The organism is Enterococcus sp. BWB1-3 (assembly GCF_016745275.1).
Taxonomy (GTDB): domain Bacteria; phylum Bacillota; class Bacilli; order Lactobacillales; family Enterococcaceae; genus Enterococcus_L.
Genome location: NZ_JADOEP010000022.1, coordinates 1 through 21,807 on the forward strand (window position 1 = coordinate 1; position 21,807 = coordinate 21,807).

Annotated in this window: 20 protein-coding genes; 6 read left to right on the plus strand and 14 right to left on the minus strand. The window is 40.5% G+C overall.

Features of this window, described 5'->3' with window-relative positions:
• Positions 1 to 270: 270 nt before the first annotated feature.
• From tuf to rpsL, 4 genes are all read right to left on the minus strand, one after another.
• Positions 271 to 1,458, minus strand: a complete 1,188-nt coding sequence (tuf, locus tag IW492_RS13610; protein ID WP_202068189.1) for an elongation factor Tu — start codon at positions 1,456 to 1,458, stop codon at positions 271 to 273.
• Between the two features lie 141 nt (positions 1,459 to 1,599).
• Positions 1,600 to 3,690, minus strand: coding sequence for an elongation factor G (gene fusA / locus IW492_RS13615; protein WP_202068190.1), 2,091 nt, complete (start codon positions 3,688 to 3,690; stop codon positions 1,600 to 1,602).
• A gap of 82 nt (positions 3,691 to 3,772) precedes the next feature.
• Positions 3,773 to 4,243 carry a 30S ribosomal protein S7 gene (gene rpsG / locus IW492_RS13620; protein ID WP_069662405.1) on the minus strand — a complete coding sequence of 157 codons (471 nt, stop codon included), beginning with the start codon at positions 4,241 to 4,243 and terminating at the stop codon, positions 3,773 to 3,775.
• A gap of 57 nt (positions 4,244 to 4,300) precedes the next feature.
• On the minus strand, positions 4,301 to 4,720 hold the full coding sequence (gene rpsL / locus IW492_RS13625; RefSeq protein ID WP_202068191.1) for a 30S ribosomal protein S12: 420 nt from the start codon (positions 4,718 to 4,720) through the stop codon (positions 4,301 to 4,303).
• Positions 4,721 to 5,049: 329 nt separating this feature from the next.
• Between rpsL and rpiA the strand changes: the two genes are divergently transcribed.
• The 3 genes from rpiA to gpmA all read left to right on the plus strand — a co-directional run bounded on the left by rpiA (position 5,050) and on the right by gpmA (position 7,314).
• Entirely contained in the window at positions 5,050 to 5,730 is a 681-nt protein-coding gene (rpiA, locus tag IW492_RS13630) for a ribose-5-phosphate isomerase RpiA (protein WP_202068192.1), read from the plus strand.
• 70 nt (positions 5,731 to 5,800) lie between these two features.
• Positions 5,801 to 6,385: a recombinase family protein gene (locus IW492_RS13635; RefSeq protein ID WP_202068193.1), complete on the plus strand. Its 585-nt coding sequence runs from the start codon at positions 5,801 to 5,803 to the stop codon at positions 6,383 to 6,385.
• A 242-nt stretch (positions 6,386 to 6,627) separates the two neighbouring features.
• Positions 6,628 to 7,314 (plus strand): 2,3-diphosphoglycerate-dependent phosphoglycerate mutase, encoded by a 687-nt coding sequence (gene gpmA / locus IW492_RS13640; RefSeq protein WP_202068194.1) that lies wholly within the window; start codon positions 6,628 to 6,630, stop codon positions 7,312 to 7,314.
• Between the two features lie 195 nt (positions 7,315 to 7,509).
• Here the strand turns inward: gpmA and IW492_RS13645 are convergent, their stop codons facing one another.
• The 3 genes from IW492_RS13645 to IW492_RS13655 all read right to left on the minus strand — a co-directional run bounded on the left by IW492_RS13645 (position 7,510) and on the right by IW492_RS13655 (position 9,478).
• Complete coding sequence (locus tag IW492_RS13645; protein ID WP_202068196.1) at positions 7,510 to 7,740, minus strand: hypothetical protein; 231 nt, start codon at positions 7,738 to 7,740, stop codon at positions 7,510 to 7,512.
• Entirely contained in the window at positions 7,691 to 7,834 is a 144-nt protein-coding gene (locus IW492_RS13650) for a hypothetical protein (RefSeq protein ID WP_202068199.1), read from the minus strand. The genes IW492_RS13645 and IW492_RS13650 overlap by 50 nt, the downstream gene beginning before the upstream one ends.
• Positions 7,835 to 8,080: 246 nt before the next feature.
• Positions 8,081 to 9,478, minus strand: a complete 1,398-nt coding sequence (locus IW492_RS13655; protein WP_202068201.1) for a glycoside hydrolase family 1 protein — start codon at positions 9,476 to 9,478, stop codon at positions 8,081 to 8,083.
• A 169-nt stretch (positions 9,479 to 9,647) separates the two neighbouring features.
• Here IW492_RS13655 and celB point away from each other — a divergent pair, with 169 nt between their 5' ends.
• Together celB and IW492_RS13665 are read left to right on the plus strand one after the other, a co-directional pair.
• Complete coding sequence (gene celB, locus IW492_RS13660) at positions 9,648 to 10,916, plus strand: PTS cellobiose transporter subunit IIC (RefSeq protein ID WP_202068203.1); 1,269 nt, start codon at positions 9,648 to 9,650, stop codon at positions 10,914 to 10,916.
• A 302-nt stretch (positions 10,917 to 11,218) separates the two neighbouring features.
• Positions 11,219 to 11,938: a GntR family transcriptional regulator gene (locus tag IW492_RS13665; RefSeq protein WP_202068205.1), complete on the plus strand. Its 720-nt coding sequence runs from the start codon at positions 11,219 to 11,221 to the stop codon at positions 11,936 to 11,938.
• A 338-nt stretch (positions 11,939 to 12,276) separates the two neighbouring features.
• Here the strand turns inward: IW492_RS13665 and IW492_RS13670 are convergent, their stop codons facing one another.
• The 4 genes from IW492_RS13670 to IW492_RS13685 form a co-directional block, all read right to left on the minus strand.
• On the minus strand, positions 12,277 to 13,467 hold the full coding sequence (locus IW492_RS13670) for an iron-containing alcohol dehydrogenase (RefSeq protein WP_202068206.1): 1,191 nt from the start codon (positions 13,465 to 13,467) through the stop codon (positions 12,277 to 12,279).
• 212 nt (positions 13,468 to 13,679) lie between these two features.
• Positions 13,680 to 14,678: a FecCD family ABC transporter permease gene (locus IW492_RS13675; RefSeq protein WP_202068207.1), complete on the minus strand. Its 999-nt coding sequence runs from the start codon at positions 14,676 to 14,678 to the stop codon at positions 13,680 to 13,682.
• Positions 14,675 to 15,685, minus strand: a complete 1,011-nt coding sequence (locus IW492_RS13680; RefSeq protein WP_202068208.1) for a FecCD family ABC transporter permease — start codon at positions 15,683 to 15,685, stop codon at positions 14,675 to 14,677. The genes IW492_RS13675 and IW492_RS13680 overlap by 4 nt, the downstream gene beginning before the upstream one ends.
• Positions 15,669 to 16,481 (minus strand): ABC transporter ATP-binding protein, encoded by an 813-nt coding sequence (locus tag IW492_RS13685; RefSeq protein WP_202068209.1) that lies wholly within the window; start codon positions 16,479 to 16,481, stop codon positions 15,669 to 15,671. Before IW492_RS13685 ends, IW492_RS13680 begins: the two co-directional genes overlap by 17 nt.
• Before the next feature lie 912 nt (positions 16,482 to 17,393).
• Here IW492_RS13685 and IW492_RS13690 point away from each other — a divergent pair.
• Positions 17,394 to 18,353, plus strand: coding sequence for an iron-hydroxamate ABC transporter substrate-binding protein (locus IW492_RS13690; RefSeq protein WP_202068211.1), 960 nt, complete (start codon positions 17,394 to 17,396; stop codon positions 18,351 to 18,353).
• 73 nt (positions 18,354 to 18,426) lie between these two features.
• Here IW492_RS13690 and deoD read toward each other — a convergent pair whose 3' ends face one another.
• From deoD to deoB, 3 genes are all read right to left on the minus strand, one after another.
• Positions 18,427 to 19,134: a purine-nucleoside phosphorylase gene (gene deoD, locus IW492_RS13695; protein ID WP_202068213.1), complete on the minus strand. Its 708-nt coding sequence runs from the start codon at positions 19,132 to 19,134 to the stop codon at positions 18,427 to 18,429.
• A gap of 82 nt (positions 19,135 to 19,216) precedes the next feature.
• On the minus strand, positions 19,217 to 20,035 hold the full coding sequence (locus IW492_RS13700; protein ID WP_202068215.1) for a purine-nucleoside phosphorylase: 819 nt from the start codon (positions 20,033 to 20,035) through the stop codon (positions 19,217 to 19,219).
• Between the two features lie 10 nt (positions 20,036 to 20,045).
• Complete coding sequence (gene deoB / locus IW492_RS13705; RefSeq protein ID WP_202068217.1) at positions 20,046 to 21,212, minus strand: phosphopentomutase; 1,167 nt, start codon at positions 21,210 to 21,212, stop codon at positions 20,046 to 20,048.
• Between the last annotated feature and the right edge of the window lie 595 nt (positions 21,213 to 21,807).

Genomic DNA, 21,807 nt, shown 5'->3' on the forward strand with positions numbered 1-21,807 from the left:
CGTACCCGAATTTTCTTACTCAACGGCCTTATTCAATACAAATAAAAAACACCGGAGAAGGAGTTCGATTCCTTCTTCCGATGTTCATTGGTGATACTATCAGTCCGATTTGACAAAGAGCCATTATTTAATAGAAGAAACTCAACCATCCAATCAATATCTCAAGATAAAAACGGCTCTTCTATCATCCCAAAGGATGACAGAAGAGCCGTTTACGTCCGAGTACACCAGTTTTTCCAAACCAGTTCTATTGCTATATGTTAAATTGAATTATTTAACGATTTCAGTAACAACGCCTGAACCAACAGTACGTCCACCTTCACGAATAGAGAAACGAGTACCGTCTTCGATCGCGATTGGGTGAATCAATTCAACGTCCATTGCTACGTTATCACCAGGCATTACCATTTCAGTACCTTCTGGCAATTCAACTACACCAGTTACGTCAGTTGTACGGAAGTAGAACTGAGGGCGGTAGTTAGTGAAGAATGGTGTATGACGTCCACCTTCTTCTTTTGATAAAACATAAACTTCAGCTTTAAATTTTGTATGTGGAGTGATTGTAGCTGGTTTAGCCAATACTTGTCCACGTTCGATATCTTCACGTGCTACACCACGTAACAATGCACCGATGTTGTCTCCTGCTTCAGCGTAATCCAACAATTTACGGAACATTTCAACACCTGTAACAGTTGTTTTGTTGATTTCTTCAGCGATACCAACGATTTCAACTTCGTCACCAACACGAACTTGTCCACGTTCCACACGTCCTGTAGCAACAGTACCACGACCAGTGATTGAGAATACATCCTCAACTGGCATCATGAATGGTTTGTCAGTGTCACGAGTTGGAGTAGGGATGTACTCATCAACCGCAGCCATCAATTCCAAGATTTTTTCTTCGTAAGAAGCGTCGCCTTCTAATGCTTTCAAAGCAGAACCAGCGATGACTGGAGTGTCATCTCCCGGGAAGTCGTATTCTGATAATAGATCACGAACTTCCATTTCAACTAATTCAAGCAATTCTTCGTCGTCAACCATATCCATTTTGTTTAAGAAAACAACGATGTATGGTACACCAACGTTACGTGATAACAGGATGTGCTCACGAGTTTGAGGCATAGGGCCATCAGCAGCAGATACTACCAAGATAGCTCCATCCATTTGTGCAGCACCAGTGATCATGTTTTTAACGTAGTCCGCGTGTCCTGGGCAGTCAACGTGCGCATAGTGACGTGCATCAGTTTCATACTCGATATGTGAAGTATTGATTGTGATTCCACGTTCTTTTTCTTCTGGAGCATTATCAATTTCAGCATAGCTGGCAGCTTCTCCGCCACCATGTTTAGCTAATACTGTAGCAATTGCAGCTGTTAAAGTAGTTTTACCATGGTCAACGTGTCCAATAGTACCAATGTTTACATGGGGTTTAGAACGGTCAAATTTTTCTTTAGCCATTTTAAAATGTTCCTCCTAAAATCAATTGATTTTTTATTTATCTGATAGGCGGTTCAACGACCGTCTGATCATCTTTAATTATTTTACCCGAAATCTCAAAAAAAGCCTAGTCCTAAGTTAGCTTCTCAAAGCAGCCTTTAACTATTCAGCGGAATTACCGCCATTTTTCTTGATAATTTCTTCTTGGATGGACTTAGGTACATCTTCATAGTGGTCAAATACCATCATAAAGGTTCCGCGTCCTTGTGTTGCAGAACGTAATGTTGTAGCATAGCCGAACATTTCAGCCAAAGGTACGATCGCATTCACGATTTGTGAGTTACCATGCGCTTCCATTCCTTCAACACGTCCACGACGACTTGTAACGTGTCCCATAATATCACCTAAGTAATCTTCAGGAACGGTAACTGTTACTTTCATCATCGGCTCTAAAATTACAGGATTTGCCTTTTTCGAAGCAGCACGTAAAGCCATAGACGCCGCTACACGGAAGGCAGTTTCATTTGAATCGACATCATGATAAGAACCATCATAAAGTTTTGCTTTAATATCAACTAATGGATAACCAGCAAGTACCCCATTGTCCATTGAGTCGCGCAATCCTTTTTCTACAGCTGGAATGTATTCACGAGGAACCACACCACCAACGATTGCATTTTCAAATTCAAAGCCTTTTCCTTCTTCGTTTGGTGTAAATTCAACCCAAACATGCCCGTATTGACCTTTACCGCCGGACTGACGGACAAATTTACCTTCAGCTTGAGTAACTGGTGCACGGAATGTTTCACGATAAGATACTTGAGGAGCACCCACATTCGCTTCAACTTTGAATTCACGTCTCATACGGTCAACCAATACGTCCAAGTGAAGTTCTCCCATACCAGAGATAACTGTTTCACCAGTTTCAACGTTTGATTCAACACGGAATGAAGGATCTTCTTCTGCAAGTTTTTGCAATGCTACACCCATTTTATCTTGGTCTGCTTTTGACTTAGGTTCAACCGCAACTTGAATAACTGGTTCCGGGAACTCAATTGATTCAAGGATAACTGGTGAATCCAGCGCACATAACGTATCCCCTGTTGTTGTATCTTTCAAACCAACCGCAGCTGCGATGTCACCTGAATATACTTTGTCAATTTCTTGACGAGTATTTGCGTGCATTTGCAGAATACGTCCAATACGTTCTTTTTTATCCTTAGAAGCGTTCAATACGTATGAACCACTTTCAAGAACACCAGAATATACACGGAAGAAAGTTAAACGACCAACAAACGGGTCAGTCATAACTTTGAAGGCTAATGATGCAAATGGTGCTTCATCATCAGCAGGGCGAGTTGTTTCTTCGCCTGTCTTCGAGTCAATCCCTTTGATAGCTTCAATGTCAAGTGGTGACGGCAGATAGTCAAGTACCGCATCCAACATCAATTGAACCCCTTTGTTTTTGAAGGCTGAACCAGCCATTACAGGAAAGAATTCAACATTGATTGTTGCTTTACGGATACCCGCTTTTAATTCTTCTTCAGTAATTTCTTCGCCTTCCAGATATTTCATCATTAAGTCTTCATCAGTTTCAGCAACTGCTTCGACCAATTTTTCACGCCATTCAGTAGCTTGTTCCATATATTCTTCTGGGATTTCAGTTTCCTGAATATCTGTTCCCAGATCATTTGTGTAGATTTCAGCTTTCATCTTAACTAAGTCAATGATTCCAGTAAAATCTTCTTCAGCACCGATTGGTAATTGAATCGGATGCGCATTCGCTTGTAAACGGTCATGTAATGAGTTTACTGAATATAGAAAGTCTGCACCAATTTTATCCATCTTGTTACAAAAAACAACACGAGGAACTTTGTATTCAGTCGCTTGACGCCAAACTGTTTCAGTTTGAGGCTCAACACCTGACTGCGAATCAAGAACGGTAACCGCACCATCCAATACACGAAGAGAGCGCTGCACTTCAATTGTAAAATCCACGTGCCCTGGTGTATCAATGATATTAACACGATACCCTTTCCACTGCGCAGTTGTTGCAGCAGAAGTAATCGTAATACCACGTTCTTGTTCTTGCTCCATCCAGTCCATTTGTGAAGCCCCTTCGTGGGTTTCACCAATTTTATGGATTTTACCAGTATAATATAAGATACGCTCTGTTGTTGTTGTTTTACCCGCATCAACGTGAGCCATGATACCGATATTACGAGTGTTTTCTAACGAAAATTCTCTTGCCATTCAGCTTATTTCTCCTCTCTTTATTTAAATGAACTGTAAAAACTTATCTGATGCAGTCTGAAGCTGCACACAGAGAGGGATCTTACCAACGATAATGTGCAAATGCACGGTTAGCGTCAGCCATTTTATGTGTATCTTCACGTTTCTTAACTGAAGCGCCAGTATTGTTGGCAGCATCCATTATTTCTTTTGCTAAGCGTTGTTCCATTGTGTGTTCGCCACGCAGACGTGCGTAGTTAACAACCCAACGAAGACCTAAAGTCGTACGACGTTCTGGACGAACTTCAACTGGTACTTGATAGTTAGAACCCCCAACACGGCGGGCTTTTACTTCAAGAACAGGCATAACGTTCTTCATGGCTTGTTCAAAAACTTCCAATGGATCGTTACCTGTAGATTCTTTAATAATATCAAATGAATTATAGATAATATTAGCAGCAATCCCGCGTTTTCCGTCAACCATTACACGGTTGATTAAGCGAGTAACTAATTTTGAGTTATAAATAGGATCTGGTAAAACATCACGTTTTGCAACAGGACCTTTACGAGGCATTCGTAACTCCTCCTTCCGAAATATTTCTTCTATTATAATATGTTAGTTGTCAGCAAATTAATTAGCAGCTTTTGGTCGTTTAGTACCATATTTAGAACGGCTTTGTTTACGATCGTTAACGCCGGCAGTATCAAGCGCACCACGAACGATATGATAACGTACCCCTGGCAAGTCTTTTACACGTCCACCGCGCAGCAATACTACACTATGTTCTTGTAAATTATGACCAATCCCTGGGATATATGCTGTTACTTCGATCAAGTTTGACAAACGAACACGGGCATATTTACGTAAAGCTGAGTTCGGTTTTTTAGGTGTCATAGTCCCCACACGTGTACATACCCCACGTTTTTGCGGAGAGTTCACGTTTGTTTGAGATTTCTTGAAACTATTATATCCTTTGTTCAATGCAGGTGAGTTAGATTTCTCTACCTTTGATTTACGAGGTTTACGTACTAATTGATTAATTGTAGGCATTCCTTGTTTTCCTCCTTCCTCAATTCGCTTCTAGTTCCACACATCCAGGTGGTTCTTTTTTTGCGATAAAAAATAATGCATCTATGCATCCTTTATCAAATATGCTTTGATAGACAGTCAGCACGTCTCAACGAGAGACCTGTACATAAAGCACCTTCGCTAGGATAGCACGATATACCCTATCTGTCAAGCTTTTGAAGTGTTTTTTTCATCAAATATTATTCTTAGATTTTTCTTCATTTTTTTCCCACTTTTTTTAATCCTTTCTATCTTTTCTATTCAAGAAACGGTACAATATTTTTGATAAAGCGAAAGGAGCTTGCACTGAAATGAATCAAAAACAAATGGTGGGAATTGAAGCAGCTAAATATGTCAAAGATGGAATGATTGTTGGTTTGGGAACCGGTTCAACCGCAAAGTACATGGTTGATGAAATTGGACGGCGCGTGAACGAAGAAAATCTTAATATTGTTGGTGTAACAACGTCTAAAGCAACTGAAAGACAGGCACTTGAGCTAGGAATTACGTTAAAAAGTATTGATGATGTTTCCCATGTAGACATAACAATTGATGGTGCGGATGAAATCAGTTCCAATTTTCATGGAATTAAAGGCGGCGGCGCAGCTCTGCTTTTTGAAAAGATTGTTGCTACTTATTCCAGAAAAAACATTTGGATTGTTGACGAGTCAAAACTGGTGGACAAGCTTGGGGCATTCCCTCTTCCAGTCGAAGTCATTCCTTACGGCAGTCAGCAGTTATTGTACCTTTTTGAAACAAAAGGTTTCAACCCGTCCATCCGAACATTGCAAGACGGCACTCCTTTAATAACCGATGGCGGACACTATATTATCGATCTGCAAATGAATGTGATTCCAGACCCAATTGCACTGGGCTCTTATCTTGATCAGCTGGTAGGCGTCGTGGAGCATGGCTTGTTTTTAAACATTGTCTCAACTGTGATTGTTGGAAGTAATGAAGGCCCGCAGACGATTCAAGCTCACTCACGCTAGATTTCTTTCTCTCCCTGTCTCAATTATATTTAAGCTCAAAACTATCAAACTATATAGGAAAGGATATTCTATGAATTTTATCGGTTATGCACGAACGACTATAAATGAATGCGATCTGGATACACAGCTCTCTTTGCTTTCAACCTATGGATGTGACAAAATTTATCAGGATACATTTAAGCCTGCTGAAAACAATGTCAATTGCTCACTTCTTGATTCAATTGTTGATGATTTGAAAGAAGATGATACATTAGTAATCTGCCGACTTAACCATCTGGGGAAATCTACCAGACAACTGACTGAATTCGCCCATTTTTTCAAGAAGAACCATATCCATTTAGTCAGTCTTGAAGAAAAAATAGATACCCGCGGTCCGGAAGGTCCTATTTATTTTAAGTTAATGCAGGGACTGGCAAAAATGGAGTGCGAGCTGATTAAAGAACGAACGCTGATCGGACTGACAAATGCCCGTAAAAGAGGCAAAATCGGAGGGCGCCCTAAAATCGATATGAAGGTTGTTCATAAAATACGGCAGATGTATTATGACAACCATGAAAATGTTCAGGTTATTGCTTCAAAATGCCAGGTTTCGATTGGAACCTGCTATAAATATATAAATTTAACAGAAGCGGATATTCAACAAATGAATAATTGAGAGAGTTAAGCTGAGATTGGTTTTCTGAGATAAAACTGTCTCAGCATTTTTTATTTCCTGCTTTTTTATCCTGTATTCAAGCTTATCACTTCCCCTTCTCTGCTCTGTTACGATTGCTGCGGCTTTTCCTGTTGCGCCAGATTCTTGGCTGTTTGCTAATTTATATTGGAAATTCAATGAAAAACATTGTACAATAAACAAGTAATGAAATTTTCAGAAACCATATATAAAGGAGACTTATCATGCCAAAATTAGTTTTTTCTCGTCACGGATTAAGTGAATGGAATGCATTGAATCAATTTACCGGATGGGTTGATGTGGATTTAGCACCTGAAGGGATCGAAGAAGCCATAGAAGGCGGACGCAAAATTAAAGAAGCAGGAATTGAATTTGATGTAGCATATACTTCAGTATTAACTCGTGCAATCAAAACATGTAACCTGATTTTAGAAAACTCAGATCAATTGTGGGTTCCTCAAATCAAATCATGGCGCTTAAACGAACGTCATTATGGTAAACTTCAAGGATTAAACAAAAAAGAAACAGCTGAAAAATATGGCGATGAGCAAGTACACATTTGGCGTCGTTCTTATGATACTCTGCCTCCATTATTGGAAGTAACTGATCCGGAATCAGCTGCAAATGACCGTCGTTATGCAATGCTTGACAAGCGTGATGTCCCAGGCGGAGAAAATCTGAAGGTTACATTAGAACGTGCCTTACCTTTCTGGCAAGACGAAATTGCTCCTGCTCTATTGGACAATAAAACTGTTTTAGTTGCAGCACATGGAAACTCTTTACGTGCATTGGCAAAACATATCGAAGGCATCTCTGATGAAGATATCATGGATCTTGAAATTCCAACTGGACAACCTCTTGTTTATGAATTAAACGATGATTTAACAGTTGCGAAGAAATATTATTTATAAGAATATCTTTTTAAGAACCCGCTCGGAACTTTCGAGCGGTTCTTTTTTAGTTAGACTCCGGTAGTCGTTTAACTAAAAAAGAGAGGCACACATCATTATGATGTCACTCCCTTTCCTCATTATGTTATTCAACCAGTTTTTCAGTATCTTCTTTACTTCATAAATTATTTTCTTCTGTTCCATGTAGCATTTGACCTAATTGTCATCATCGTGAATGCCGTCTAAAGTTACATCTAGTTGCTCAATTTCTTGAATATTACCTTTTACCAAAGAACCCTCGTAATTGAGCTGCTTGTCAATACTATCATTCTCTTGTTCAGCCGCCTTTTCTTCATCTCTTTCGATTTTATTTTCTTTGCGACTAATCGATTTTACTTCATATAAGTGCTTTTTCCTGTTCATAAAAGCACTTGATTTTGCTAGCATTATCTTCAATCTTGGCCAACGGCTCAGCCAGCTTAGACATTTCCTTGCCAATTTTTTCCAATAGTTTAACTTCTTTTTGTCCGTAGTCTGCCATTCTTTGTTCCTCCTAATTAAAACAAATCGCTGTTATTCAATATCAGCAGTTCCACAAAAGACAGAAATAACTAACTGATTCTGACATAAAGAATACACCCATAACTGATTTCCCTCAAAAATTTGTACCTCCTATATGAAAATCATAGAGAAAATAAAACAGGAATCCCCTGATTTTCCAAGGAATCCCTGTACATTGGCAAAAATTAATTCAATTGCTTACATTTTTACCTGTTTATTCATTTTATTAATCATCAAACCCATTACTATCAGAAACTGTTCTAAACCAGCGACCTGACTTTTTAATTGTGCGTTTGCCGTCTTCTGCCAGATCAACTGCAATAAAGCCATAACGATTTTTATAAGCATTTGTCCATGACCAGTTGTCCATGCATGTCCACATGTGGTAGCCTAGGCAGTTGCTGCCTTCCTCAAGCGCTTGATGCACATAACGCAGATGATCTTTTACAAATTCAATGCGGTAGTCATCTTCAATAACACCCAGTTCATTGATATATTTTTCTTCCCCTTCAACACCCATTCCGTTTTCAGAAATGTAGCAGGGAATGTTGCCATAATTTTCTCTTACATTTGTCAAGATATCATAAATCCCTTTTTCATAGATTTCCCATCCACGATAAGGGTTCATCTTTTTACCAGGCATGTCATATACATCAAAGTAGTCATCCGGCATTGGTCCATGTGTATGATCCACTGCTGATTCTTTTGCTTTAATACGACGAGGCTGATAATAATTGATTCCCAGAATATCAATTGTATTCTCTTTGATAACGACTAAATCATCTTCCTGCATTTCAGGAACCATATCCAGTTCTTTAACAATCTCTATCAATTCTGACGGAAACTCACCTTTCACTGCCGGATCAAGGAATGAACGGTTAAAGAATGCATCTGCAATCGCCGCTGCTTTCACATCTTCAGGGTTGGATTCATCACGCGGATAGCTTGGTGTCAGATTCAGAATAATCCCGATCTGTCCGTCCAGCTCCATTTCATGGTACACCTTCACAGCCAATGCACTGGATAACGCTTCATGATAAGCCACTTGAATCGCATGCTTCAGGTTGATTTCTTCTGGGTAATGGAACTGATACAGATAGCCCGCTTCAACCGGTACAATCGGCTCATTATGCGTAAACCATTTTTTTACACGATCTCCGAATAATTCAAAACATGTTTTCGCAAATTCCACATAGGCATCCACAGTTTTTCTATTTAGCCAGCCACCCTGTTCTTGCAGCGTCCAGGGCATATCAAAGTGATATAAATTCATGAAAGGTTCGATGCCTGCTTCAATCATTTCATTAATGTAGTCATTATAGAAAGCAACAGCCTTGGGATTCACTTCTCCCGTGCCGTTTGGAATTAGACGACTCCACTGAATAGACGTCCGAAATGTTGTATGTCCGGTTTCCTTCATCAACTGGATATCCTCTTTATATTTTGTATAAACCTGAGATGTTTTCTCTGGTCCTACCTCATTAAAAAACTTTTCCGGAGCCAATTTGTACCATTCATCCCATAGACTTTCTCCTTTACCGTCACCTGCTGCACGGCCTTCTGTCTGTGGTCCGCTTGCTGCTGATCCCCACCAGAAATTTTCAGGAAATTTGTATGTTGTCATGTTTATCCATCCCTTCTTATATCCATTCCCATAATAATCTACTTCACCACAAAAATCAATCTTTGCAAACAAAAGTATATACATTTATTTTAAAGGATAGACATTTAAATCAAAAGATGGTATATTTGTCGTTGTGATCGGTTACAAAAAAATATTTAGGGGGATATTTATGAATAGTTTTATGGATAAGCTTAGCGAAAAAATTATGCCTTTAGCTAACTGGCTAGGACAAAATCGCTATCTAACTGTTTTAAGAGATGCATTTATGCTGTCATTTCCGTTAACAATGTTTGGTTCAATTGTAGTGGTTATTAATAATCTGCCATTTTTCAGTGATGACTTAAAAGGAAATTTGGGAAATCTGTTTGGAAATGGTCAAAATGCTACAATGAGTATCATGTCAGTGTTTGTCACTTTTGGTATCGGCTATTATTTATCTAAATCTTATGATGTAGAGGGCATTTTTGGCGGAGCTGTTTCATTTGCCAGCTTCCTGATCCTGACACCCTTTTTCATAACTCTTGAAAGCGGCGAAACCATAAGCGGTGTGTTAAGTCTTGACCGCCTCGGTGCTAAAGGCATGTTCATTGGTATGATTGCTGCTTTTCTTGCAGCGGAAATCTACTGTCGTATTACAAAACGAGGCTGGCAGATTAAAATGCCGGATGGCGTTCCTCCAGCAGTAACAAAATCTTTTGCAGCACTGATTCCAGCAGTCTGTACCTTAACTATTTTCTTGTTCATCAATGCAGCAGTAACTGGATTCTTCAACACAAACCTTCATGACGTAATTTACGAAGTAATTCAACAACCATTGACTGGTTTGGGAAGCAGTCTTCCAGCAACACTGATTGCACTGTTTTTCGTTCAATTCCTGTGGTTTTTCGGTTTGCATGGTCAAATCATTGTAAATTCTGTAATGGACCCAATCTGGAATACATTGATGCTTGATAATTTGGAAGCTTACCAGGCAGGAAAAGAATTGCCGCATATTATTACAAAACCATTCATGGAAACATTCACTGTAGGTCTTGGCGGCTCCGGTATGACCTTGGCTGTAGTTCTGATTATGGCCTTCTTCCTTAAGAAAAAACAATATAAGGATGTTGGCCGTTTAGCATTAGCACCCGGGCTGTTTAACGTAAACGAACCTGTAATCTTCGGTTTGCCGATCGTTTTAAATGTCTCAATCCTTATTCCATGGGTTCTGGCTCCAATCGTTGTAACAACCATAAACTATCTTGTTATGGCAGCTGGGATTGTTCCTCCGCCAACCGGAGTCTCTGTCCCATGGACAGTTCCAATTATTGCAAGCGGTGTTCTCGCTACCAACTCCTGGCTGGGCGGACTGCTGCAGGTGATTGACTTCATCATAGTCGCTCTCATCTGGTTTCCATTCTTAAAAATTATGGACAAACAGGCAGATGTCAATATCTGATATTCAACTTTCTAAAATGATCGAAAAGGCTGGATTTCTATTCCGGCCTTTTCCTTTACCTCAAAATATAAAGTATATTGCAGAAAAGAAATTTTTGCCTATCAAAAGGTCCTAATGCTTTTTAAAAATCGCTCTTGCAATAATTACGGAGAGTAAACAAAAAAAACGATGACAGCCTCATTTTCTGAAAAGGTGAGCAAATTTTTCGTCATCGCTGTTTTCACTTATAAATACTGTATAAAAAAATTATCGTTGTAGAAAGTCACAGAGTTCGTTATACTCATGATTGAGGTGAAAGTTGTATGCCAAAATACGAAGAGATTGCGAATATACTGCGGGAACGCATAAAAAATAAAATATATCCTCCTGACACTCTGCTGCCAAATCAAACTGATTTAGTCAAGGAATTTTCAGTCAGCAGAATGACGATCAAAAAAGCTGTGAATATTTTGACAATGGAAGGACTGGTTTATGCGCAGCGCGGAGCCGGTACTCGAGTGTTAAATCACTCTTTTTGGGACAGAGATACTTCTCCTGCCAATGAATATCAGGGGCTTAGTGTCCAGATGAATGCCGCCAACCGGGAGCTTGCCAGTCAGGTCATCCTGTTTGAAGTGGAATTTCCCAGCGAAAATGTACAGGAACGTTTAATGCTTCGACCGGAACAGCCCGTCTACAAGATCATTCGATTAAGAATTCTGGAGAAAAAACCATATGTACTGGAACATACCTTTATGCCTGTTGATCTGGTTCCCGGCTTAACCAATGATGTTCTGTTAAATTCCATTTATGATTACCTGAAAAAAAGTTTGGGTATTCAATTTGCCGGTGCTTTTCGTTCCATTCAGGCGGACAAAAGCAACCACTATGATCAGGAATACCTTAATTGCAGTGTAGATGATCCCATACTTGAAGTGGAGCAAATTATTTACTTGAAAAATGGACGTCCGATAGAATACTCAAAAAGCCGCAGCCGATTTGATCAGCGCAGCTATTCAGTACTGGACGTTCAGGGAACATAATTGTTTGCTGAATCGGTTAAATACAAGAAAATTTTCTATAATAAAAATAAGCGTATCTGTGATATTAGTATATCTAGAACCCTTAAAATCGAATAAACACTGTTCCAGTCTTTGTATGATTCAAGCATTCGTAAAAGCGTAGGAGTACGTTCTTGCATAACCTTAAAACATGCGATGAGCATTCAAAGAAGCGTAGAAGCAAAGCCCCTCCATGCTTCGAGGAGAAAAGATGTGCTCTTGCAATTACTCGTCGCATGGAGAAGCTTTGTCACAACCTCGCTTATTTTTTATTAGGGCTTATCTAAAAAATATTGCAAAATCACTTTTCCAAACAGGTCCTAGATAAATGCAGATTCCGACATACATGCCTGATAAATGGAAATAACATCATAAACAGATAGCGGGACATACGCAGCTGTTTCGATTGTACTGTGTTTTACTGCCTGCTCAGCCATTTCGGTCAATTTTTCTTCATTAATCCCCACTTCTGGAAGAGTCATTGGAATACCGCAGGATTTAAAGAAATCATAAGTTGCCTGTATTCCTTTTTTAGCGGCAGTCATTGCATCCGCTTCTTCAATATTCCACACATTTTTAGCAAATTGCTGGAATTTAGCTGCTGTTTCTTCCGACAATACATGCGACATCCAGCGTGGTGTTAAAATAGCCAGTCCTACACCATGCGTAATATCATAAAATGCACTCAACTCATGTTCCATCGGGTGGCAAGACCATGCACCGTCTTTTCCATTTCCTGTCAGACCATTCAACGCAAGACTGCTGGCCCACATCAGATTGGCACGGGCATCATAATTGTCCGGTGTCTTCAAAGCAATCGGGCAGTTCTTAATCACAGTTTTCATCAATCCTTCAGAAACAAAATCCTGAACATTCGCTCCAATCGTTTTCTTAAAATAGTTTTCAAATAAATGACTTAATATATCTGCCGAACCGGCTGCGGTTTGATACGCAGGAACCGTAAATGTATTCTGAGGATCAAGGAAAGAAACCTTTGGTATCATGGAAGGCGCGCCCACACCCAGCTTTTGGTTTGCTGCAAGGTTACTGATAACTGCTCCGCTGTTCATCTCACTGCCTGTTGCTGCCAACGTCAGAATAGTTACAAGAGGCAATGCGGGTCCGTTAAATGTTCGCCTTTCCAAAACAAGCTCCCACGCTGATTTTTCATAATAATAGCCGGCAGCAACAACTTTGGCACAATCAATGGTAGAACCGCCGCCAACAGCCAAAATCACATCTACTTTATGCTCACGACACAAAGCAATCCCGCGATCCACTGTTTCAATCCGAGGATTAGGCTCAATTCCGTTTAGCTCCACTACATTGTTTTGATTCTTCTCCAGCAATTTAAGAACCTGGTTATACAGACCGTTCTTCTTAATACTTCCCCCACCATAAGCCAACAGGACAGTTTTTCCAAAAACGTTCAATGCATCTGTCAATTCATCCTTTAAACGATCTTTCCCAAAACGTACATCAGTTGGTACATAAAAACGAAAATTATCCATTCTTTCACCTGCTCTAAAAGTATTGTTTGACTCAAGATAATCATATACTTTTTCAAGCTCTTTCGCCAGTCAACGATTTGTCATTTAAAATTCTAACGGCACCGCTTTCTGCTGCAAATCACATTGCTTCTGTTCCGATCCAAAAAGTCGCACAAGCCAGAATCCAGCAAGCGCTCATAGCCTATTAAAAGGTTTCTCTCTGACAGCAATCATCACTTTTCACTTTTCAGCAGCAAATATAGGAAATAAGGAGCCCCGACAATGGCAACAATCACACCTGCCGGAATTTCACCACTTTCCAGCAGTAAACGTCCAATCGTATCACTAACCACCAACAGCAACCCGCCAACTAATAAGGAAGCCGGCAGCAGTTCTCTATGCTTTTTAAATCCCAGCCCTCTGACAATATGAGGGGCAATCAATCCCAGAAAATTAATACCTCCAGTAACTGAAATAGCTGATGCAGCCACCGCAACTGCCAATACTAATGAGAGCAATCGTTCTTTCCCTACACTCACACCAACTGAGGCTGATGCTTCATCTCCCAATTGAAAAATATCATAAATCCGATGTTTATGCATGGTCAGCAAAAAAGAAATGAACAGCCAGGGAATTAACGCCCACACAAATGTCCAACTGCTGCCCCAAATACTTCCCGCCTGCCACATCGTAACAAAGCGGTAATTTTCAGAATCCAGTTTTGTCATCAACAAAATAGTCAGTGCCGAAATCCCAGTACTTAAAACTACCCCAGTCAAAACCATTCTTACCGGTGTGATTCCTTTTCTGCGATCATAGGCAATCCAGACGATGCCTCCAGCCGCAGCCAAAGCACCAATCAATGCAACAGCAGGCAGCAAAAATACAGTCAAGCCGCTAGTTTCTATAAAGCTTATAAACAAGAGCACAGTAAAACCAGCTCCTGCATTAATCCCCATAATCCCAGTATCTGCCAAAGGATTCTGTGTCACACTTTGCAAAATAGTTCCACTTAAGCCTAACGCCCCACCAGCAAGTACAGCAAGTAAAATTCTGGGGAGTCGAAAATCCAGGATTAACAAACGTTGTGCTCGGCTTCCGCCACCAAGAAAAACCTGACACAGTTCCTCAAAGGAAACTGATATCTGTCCGTGCATCAGACTGAAAAGCACTGCTGCTAGAGTCAACATAAGAAACAGGATATACATAACCATTATCTTCTTTTTACTCATCCCAGGTTTCCTCCTTTTCTAAACAGATAAATAAAGAAAGGAATCCCAATTAATGCAACAACAACCCCAAACGGTGTTTCAAAAGGGGGATTAATCATTCGGGCTGTAAAATCAGCTGAAACAACCAGCAGAGCCCCGCCGACAGCAGAAAAGGGAATCAGCTTCCGATAATTCTCTCCTGCAAAAAAACGCATCATATGCGGAACAATCAAACCGACAAAGCTCACTGACCCGGCAATGGCAACTGACAGACCAGATAAAATAAGAATCAGCACACTAACCGTTAAACGAATACGCTGAGGATTTTTCCCTAGACTGACCGCAGTGTCATCACCAAAACGCAAGACTGTGACAGAAGAGCTGTAGAAAAGTGAAGCCGCTATTGCCAGAAGAAAGATTGGCGCAGCAAACTGCAGCTGCTTCCATGAAATCACACTGACACCTCCTAATGACCAGAAGGTAATATCCTGACTGAGATTAAACCAAAGAGCGATAAACTGGCTGATTGAAATAAATAAGGCGCTGATACCGGCACCAGCCAACGTCAACCGGATAGGTGTTGCACCTTGCCGGGAACGACTGGATATCTTGTATATCAGATAGACACTGACACCAGCACCCAAAAAGGACACCAGTAAAATTTGCCAATACCCTGCACTGGGCAGAAAAGCGAACGATACCGCAATTCCCAGAGCAGCTCCTGCATTAATACCCAAAAGCCCGGAATCTGCCAACGGATTTTGCGTAATCCCCTGAGCCAATGCCCCAGTCACCGCCAGACTTGTTCCAACTAAAGCAGCGCCAAGTACTCTGGGTAGGCGAATCGAATAAATCACCTGATGCAGCTGGTTCTCCTGATCAAATTGTAAAAAACTTTCTTTCATAATTTTAAAAGGAACGTTAACCGCTCCATTACTTATGGAGATAATCATCATGATTAGCAGAAGAAGTATTAGGAGCAGAAACGCCAGCCCCTGCTGCTGTTGCAGCTTAGCCTTCACATTCATATGCATTCTCCTTATCCGCCATTTCATAAGAAAGCACTAGCGGGCGCTTCGTTTTGCCGTGACAGACAATCTCTGCATCAATCGAGAACACCTGTCTCAGCGTTTCTTCAGTGATGACCTCCACTGGTGTCCCTTTTTTAAATATCTGTCCTTCTCTCATTGCAATTACCTGATCCGAGAACCTGGAAGCCAGATTAATGTCATGAATTGTCATAATAATTGTTTTTTTCTGTTCCTGATTAATCATTTTTAAAACATTCAGAATTTCCAACTGATGTGCAGGATCAAGATAGGTTGTCGGTTCATCCAATAGTAGAACCTCCGTATCCTGTACCAGTGCCATAGCAATCCACACCCTTTGTCGCTGTCCTCCTGATAAAATGGCCACAGATTCACGTGCCAGTTCTGTCAGCCCGGTCATCTCCAATGCCCACTGGATATATTTCTGATCTTCTACAGTAATGCTTTTCCAGCCTTTCTGGTAAGGATGGCGACCGAAAGAAACTAAATCAAAAACAGAAAGATCAATCGAGTTTTCTGGAGTTTGAGAGAGAATGGCTAGTTTCTGAGCTATTTCTTTGGATGTATACTGATTCAAATTTTTACTGTCTAAAAGAATCTGCCCGCTTAATTCAGGTAATATCCTTGCCAGCGTTTTCAGCAATGTAGATTTCCCACATCCGTTTGGTCCGATAATACTGGTCATTGATCCTCTTTCAAAAGAGGTATTTAAATTCATGCTGATTATTTCCCTGCCATAACCGCTTGTCAAATCAGCCGCTGTTAGAATATCCATAGTTCCCCTTCTTTTATGAAGCCTGTACTTGTCAAATATCTGCTAAATTGAGAATGATTCTCAACAGATTGCACTTCATTATAAAAAAATACGCTGTAAAAAGCAATCATCTTTAGAAAAGTTTGAAAGAAAATACTTTCAAACTTTTCTTTTTTACATCCAGACCATATCTGAAAACTATTGGGGAAATGGTTTTTTTAAGAATTTTAGTGAAGGTCTAAATTTACCAAATAAAAAAGCCAGCTCATTTTGGCATATTCATTTTTCTATAAACAATGGTTGGAAAAATAGGACCTATTCTCATCCGCATACTAGCGATCTCTTAGTGATAACCATAAGTATTTGGCTATTTATTTCAATCAGAGTATTGCATGCCACCCTGCTAGTGCCCCTAGATAAGCTAGCCTCCATTCAAGGACTCCGCATATAGCCCGTCTTATATGATCAAAAGACATGCGACGAGCATTCGTAGAAGCAAGCTTTTAATACTGGAATGAATTATTGCTAATTCATCAGATTGTCGGTTCGCATGCCATTCTACTAGCTATTCCTGCATCAGTAGAAAACCCTTGTATCTACGAGGCTTACTACACTACACTTCGTTTCGATCTCATCAATTTCTAAACGGCAGAGCCATTAAGAATTGAAGGACTTCGTTTCGATCTCATCAATTTCTAAATGTCAGAGCCATTAAGAATTGAAGAACCTTGTTCGATTCTCCATACAAACGCGTTTACTTGGAAAAGCGTTGACAGTATGGTGCATAAGCGAGGCTTTATGACAATGACTGCCACGAAAGTATTCGCCACTAGAATTTTCAGACAAGTTTCAATATAATGATTGACAAACTTCTTAATATAAATGATAATGAGAATCGTTATCATCATTAACAATGTTTAAGGAGAGTAATAAATGAACTTATTGAATAAATCTGCTCTATTTGGCTTAACGTTACTGATAAGCGGAGGTTTATTAGCCGCATGCGGTACACAGAATGCCGGAACAAGCAACTCGACAATCGAGAGTACTGCGAAAGAACGGGTTCTGACGGATACCTTGGGAAATGAAGTAACGATTCCAGCCAATCCAAAAAGAATTATCGCCAGCTATCTGGAAGACTATCTTATCGCTTTAGACGAGACGCCTGTAGCCCAATGGACAGTGAACAACGCCAGTATTCAGGATTACCTGCAGGAGGAATTAGACGGCATTCCGACAATTTCCTATGATTTGCCTTATGAAGAAATATTAAAATACGAACCAGATCTGATCTTGGTCAGCTCTTCACCACTGGTTGAAGGCGGAAAGTATGACGAATACAACAAAGCAGCTCCTACCTATGTTGTGAAAAACGGTGAGGGTGTTACATGGCGGGACCAGTTAACAGATGTTGCCAATGTGCTGAATAAAGAAAAGCAGGCGGAAGAAGTTTTAGAGACGTACGACACACTGGCTGCAGATACAAAAGAAGAATTGACTCAAGCCAATGCAAATAATCAGTCAGCTGCGGTTTTATGGGTAACAAACAATCAGGTATTCATGGTTGCTGAGACAAAATCAAGCGGTACTGTTCTTTATGGCGATCTTGGTTTGAAAGTTCCTGAGCTGGTAACAGAAATATCCAAGGATGCAACAGCAGACTGGAGTGCTGTTTCTCTGGAAAAAATGGCAGAACTGGATGCAGATAATATTTTCCTTATAAACAGTGACGAATCTGATCCTTTTTTTGAGGAAAGTGTCTGGAAAAATCTAGATGCAGTGAAAAATGATAAAGTATTCTCTTTTGGCGGCGATTCCAGCTGGTTGTATAATGGACCAATTGCCAACACCAAAATCATTGAAGACGTAAAAACATCACTATTAGGCGAATAAAGAAAAAGCTGAAACAAATGCTCAGAAAACGGGCAATTCTGTTTCAGCTCTTTTATTGTATACTTCGAAAAATCTATTCTGCAATCGCCGTTTCCAGACCTACTTCCATCATCTCATTGAAGGTTGTCTGACGTTCTTCTGCAGTTGTTTCTTCACCAGTAATGATATGGTCGCTGACCGTACAGATCGCCAGTGTCTGTACCTTGTATTTCGCACCCAGATAATACAGTGCAGCTGCTTCCATCTCAACTCCCAGAACCCCAAGTTCAGCCAGCTTCATTGTTTCTGCTGTATCATCCTTATAGAAAGAATCCTCAGAAAGTACGTTGCCGACATGTGTTCTATAGCCTTTTTCAGTTGCGAAATTATAGGCTTTCAACAGTAAATCGAAGTCGCCGATTGGCGGAAAGTGAAACTGCTGAAAATGTTTGGCAATCATGGATGAACTTGTAGCTGCTCCCTGCGCAATAATCAGGTCACGAACGTGAACATCTGTTGAAAGAGCCCCGCAGGTTCCAACACGAATCAGTTTCTTCACATCATAAGAGTTGATCAGTTCATGGGCATAGATTGTTGCAGAAGGCATCCCCATGCCAGTTCCCTGAACAGAAATACGCTCTCCCTTATAAGTTCCTGTATAGCCCAGCATTCCCCGAACCTGATTGTAACAAACCGGATTGTCCAAAAATGTTTCAGCAATATACTTTGCTCTTAAAGGATCTCCCGGCAGTAAAATTTTATCAGCAATTTCTCCCTGTTTTGCTTCAATATGGATGCTCATTTGTTTCCTCCTCATATTAACTTTCTTTCAATCCTATCACCTCTGTACTGCTTTTGATAAAGTACAGGTGATCCAAGATTTTTTACAGTTCTTCCAATGTTGCTTTAATCAGCTGCTTAAATTGCTCTTTTACTCTTTCCGTTGTTTCAACTACTTCTGCATGGTTCAGACTACTTTGCATTCCTGCCGCCAGATTTGTAATACAAGAAATACCTAAAACTTTCATACCACTGTGTACTGCGACAATCACTTCAGCAACTGTTGACATTCCAACCGCATCTGCTCCAATTGTCCGAGCCATGCAAATTTCAGCCGGTGTTTCATACGTAGGTCCAGAGAAACCCATGTAAACACCTTTCTTAAGCGCCAAGCCTTGATCAACAGCAACTTTCTCCGCTTTTTCCTGATACTCTTTTGTATACGCCTGACTCATATCCGGGAAGCGAGGTCCCATTTCCTCTTCATTTTCTCCAATTAACGGATTATCCCCGGTGAAGTTAATGTGATCCGTAATCAGCATTAAGTTGCCCGGTTCAAAGCTTGTGTTGACTCCGCCAGCCGCATTCGTCACAACCATTGAATGGATACCCAGTGCTGCCATCATTCGAACAGGATAGGTGACAGTCTGCATTGAATGTCCTTCGTAGTAGTGGAACCGCCCCTGCATTGCCAAGACTTTTTTACCCGAAAGTGTGCCATAGACCAGCTTTCCAGCATGACCGACTACTGTTGAAACAGAAAAATGAGGGACTTCTGAAAAAGGGATTGCAATCGCTTCTTCAATTTCCTCAGCCAGTTCTCCCAAGCCGGAACCAAGAATCAGTCCGAAATCAACTTGCTCAATTCCTTTTTCTTTTAAAAATGCTGTTGTTTCCTGTAATTGCTCGTTCAACTTTGTCATAGTTTCCCTCCTATTTTAGGTCCTTTAAAAAGCTTATGCCGTTTTCTGTTGGTGCAACATCAAAATTTTCTGCAATAGTTGCTGAAATATCTGCATAGTGTCCTTGAGCCAAACTTCCCTGTCCCTGCATATTTTTACTGTAGACCAATAACGGTACATACTCTCTTGTATGATCTGTTCCCGGGAATGTCGGGTCGTTTCCATGATCCGCTGTAATCATCAGTAAATCATCCTCCTGCATAGTATCGATAATCTCTGGAATGCGCAGATCGAACTCTTCAATAGCATGTGCATAGCCCACAACATCTCTGCGATGACCAAACAGTGCATCAAAATCGACAAGATTCGTAAAGCTTAACCCGGTAAACTCCTTTTTCATAACGTTCAACAGCTGATCCACACCATCTATGTTGCTCTTCGTACGAACAGCTTCTGTGATCCCCTGTCCGTTAAAAATATCATTAATTTTCCCAACTGCAATCACATCTTTGCCAGCTTCCTTCAGCGAATCCAGCACTGTATGCCCAAATGGATCCAGTGCATAATCATGGCGATTGCTTGTACGTGTAAAGTTACCGGGCCTTCCGAGATAAGGACGAGCGATAATACGACCAATCATATACGGTTCATCTTTCGTAATATCCCGAACATACTGACAAATTCGATACAGTTCATCCAGCGGAATAATTTCTTCATGGGCTGCAATCTGGAGAACAGGGTCAGCAGATGTATAAACGATCAAATCACCTGTTTTCATTTGATGCTCACCGTAATCATCAATAACAGCAGTCCCGCTGTAAGGTTTGTTACAGACAATTTTTCTGCCGGAAAATTCTTCAATCTGCTTCAGTAATTCCTCCGGAAAGCCTTCCGGAAAAACACGAAACGGCTTTTGTATGTTCAGTCCCATAATTTCCCAGTGACCGGTCATCGTGTCTTTGCCGACAGAGACTTCTTCCAGTTTTGTTGCATAGCCAAGATGATTTTTCTCAGCAGCTACATTATGAAGCGGGGCAATAGTCCCCAAGCCCAGCTTCTCCAGATTAGGAATTGTCAGCCCAGCTTCTTTTGCAATATGACCTAGGGTGTTGCTGCCGACATCGCCAAATTTATCCGCATCAGGTGCTTCTCCGATGCCTACAGAATCCATTACTACTAAATGTACACGTTTAAACATAACCATCCTTCTTTCTTCCAGTTTTGTTTAGATATATAAAAGGATGACGAAATATATCGCCTGCTTTCGCCATGCCCTTTGTCCCAATAAAAAAATAACTGACTCTTGGTTTCGCTCATTTAACAAGGAGAGTGGGACAGAACAAAGTTCCAAACTCTCTTCGTATCTAACCCCGAATAAACAGCGGTATAAAAGCAAAAATTCTTTTTGCGACGAGTAACCGCAAGAGCAACTCCTTTAGAATTAAACCGAACGATCCTGAAAATATGAAGAGCTTCAGGTCCTTCACCGAGCAGGTAACAGGACTTCATCTACTCTGCTGAAGCAATCCTAGTGAAGCCTGCCAACTCTAGTATGTTTTATATCTAGAAGTTGATGTGATCGAAGCACAGCGTAGAGTAGTGTATCCATTCACAGCTCTTCATTTTATGAATCGTGTTCCTTGACAATTTTCGGATAGTCCTTCTTAATTCTCGGAGCTGATCGCTTTTGTCCAGACCTCAGCGGCAGAAGCAATTAAACTGATACTCTGTTAAGAAGCTGCTGTTTTTCCTGCTTCCGATCTTTCTTTTACAGTACTCATTTCTACAAAAAA

Bases quoted from the DNA above. Each gene is read 5' to 3' on its own strand.
- tuf (WP_202068189.1), bottom strand. From the start codon at position 1,458: ATGGCTAAAGAAAAATTTGACCGTTCTAAACCCCATGTAAACATTGGT.
- fusA (WP_202068190.1), bottom strand. From the start codon at position 3,690: ATGGCAAGAGAATTTTCGTTAGAAAACACTCGTAATATCGGTATCATG.
- rpsG (WP_069662405.1), bottom strand. From the start codon at position 4,243: ATGCCTCGTAAAGGTCCTGTTGCAAAACGTGATGTTTTACCAGATCCT.
- rpsL (WP_202068191.1), bottom strand. From the start codon at position 4,720: ATGCCTACAATTAATCAATTAGTACGTAAACCTCGTAAATCAAAGGTA.
- rpiA (WP_202068192.1), top strand. From the start codon at position 5,050: ATGAATCAAAAACAAATGGTGGGAATTGAAGCAGCTAAATATGTCAAA.
- IW492_RS13635 (WP_202068193.1), top strand. From the start codon at position 5,801: ATGAATTTTATCGGTTATGCACGAACGACTATAAATGAATGCGATCTG.
- gpmA (WP_202068194.1), top strand. From the start codon at position 6,628: ATGCCAAAATTAGTTTTTTCTCGTCACGGATTAAGTGAATGGAATGCA.
- IW492_RS13645 (WP_202068196.1), bottom strand. From the start codon at position 7,740: ATGCTAGCAAAATCAAGTGCTTTTATGAACAGGAAAAAGCACTTATAT.
- IW492_RS13650 (WP_202068199.1), bottom strand. From the start codon at position 7,834: ATGGCAGACTACGGACAAAAAGAAGTTAAACTATTGGAAAAAATTGGC.
- IW492_RS13655 (WP_202068201.1), bottom strand. From the start codon at position 9,478: ATGACAACATACAAATTTCCTGAAAATTTCTGGTGGGGATCAGCAGCA.
- celB (WP_202068203.1), top strand. From the start codon at position 9,648: ATGAATAGTTTTATGGATAAGCTTAGCGAAAAAATTATGCCTTTAGCT.
- IW492_RS13665 (WP_202068205.1), top strand. From the start codon at position 11,219: ATGCCAAAATACGAAGAGATTGCGAATATACTGCGGGAACGCATAAAA.
- IW492_RS13670 (WP_202068206.1), bottom strand. From the start codon at position 13,467: ATGGATAATTTTCGTTTTTATGTACCAACTGATGTACGTTTTGGGAAA.
- IW492_RS13675 (WP_202068207.1), bottom strand. From the start codon at position 14,678: ATGAGTAAAAAGAAGATAATGGTTATGTATATCCTGTTTCTTATGTTG.
- IW492_RS13680 (WP_202068208.1), bottom strand. From the start codon at position 15,685: ATGAATGTGAAGGCTAAGCTGCAACAGCAGCAGGGGCTGGCGTTTCTG.
- IW492_RS13685 (WP_202068209.1), bottom strand. From the start codon at position 16,481: ATGGATATTCTAACAGCGGCTGATTTGACAAGCGGTTATGGCAGGGAA.
- IW492_RS13690 (WP_202068211.1), top strand. From the start codon at position 17,394: ATGAACTTATTGAATAAATCTGCTCTATTTGGCTTAACGTTACTGATA.
- deoD (WP_202068213.1), bottom strand. From the start codon at position 19,134: ATGAGCATCCATATTGAAGCAAAACAGGGAGAAATTGCTGATAAAATT.
- IW492_RS13700 (WP_202068215.1), bottom strand. From the start codon at position 20,035: ATGACAAAGTTGAACGAGCAATTACAGGAAACAACAGCATTTTTAAAA.
- deoB (WP_202068217.1), bottom strand. From the start codon at position 21,212: ATGTTTAAACGTGTACATTTAGTAGTAATGGATTCTGTAGGCATCGGA.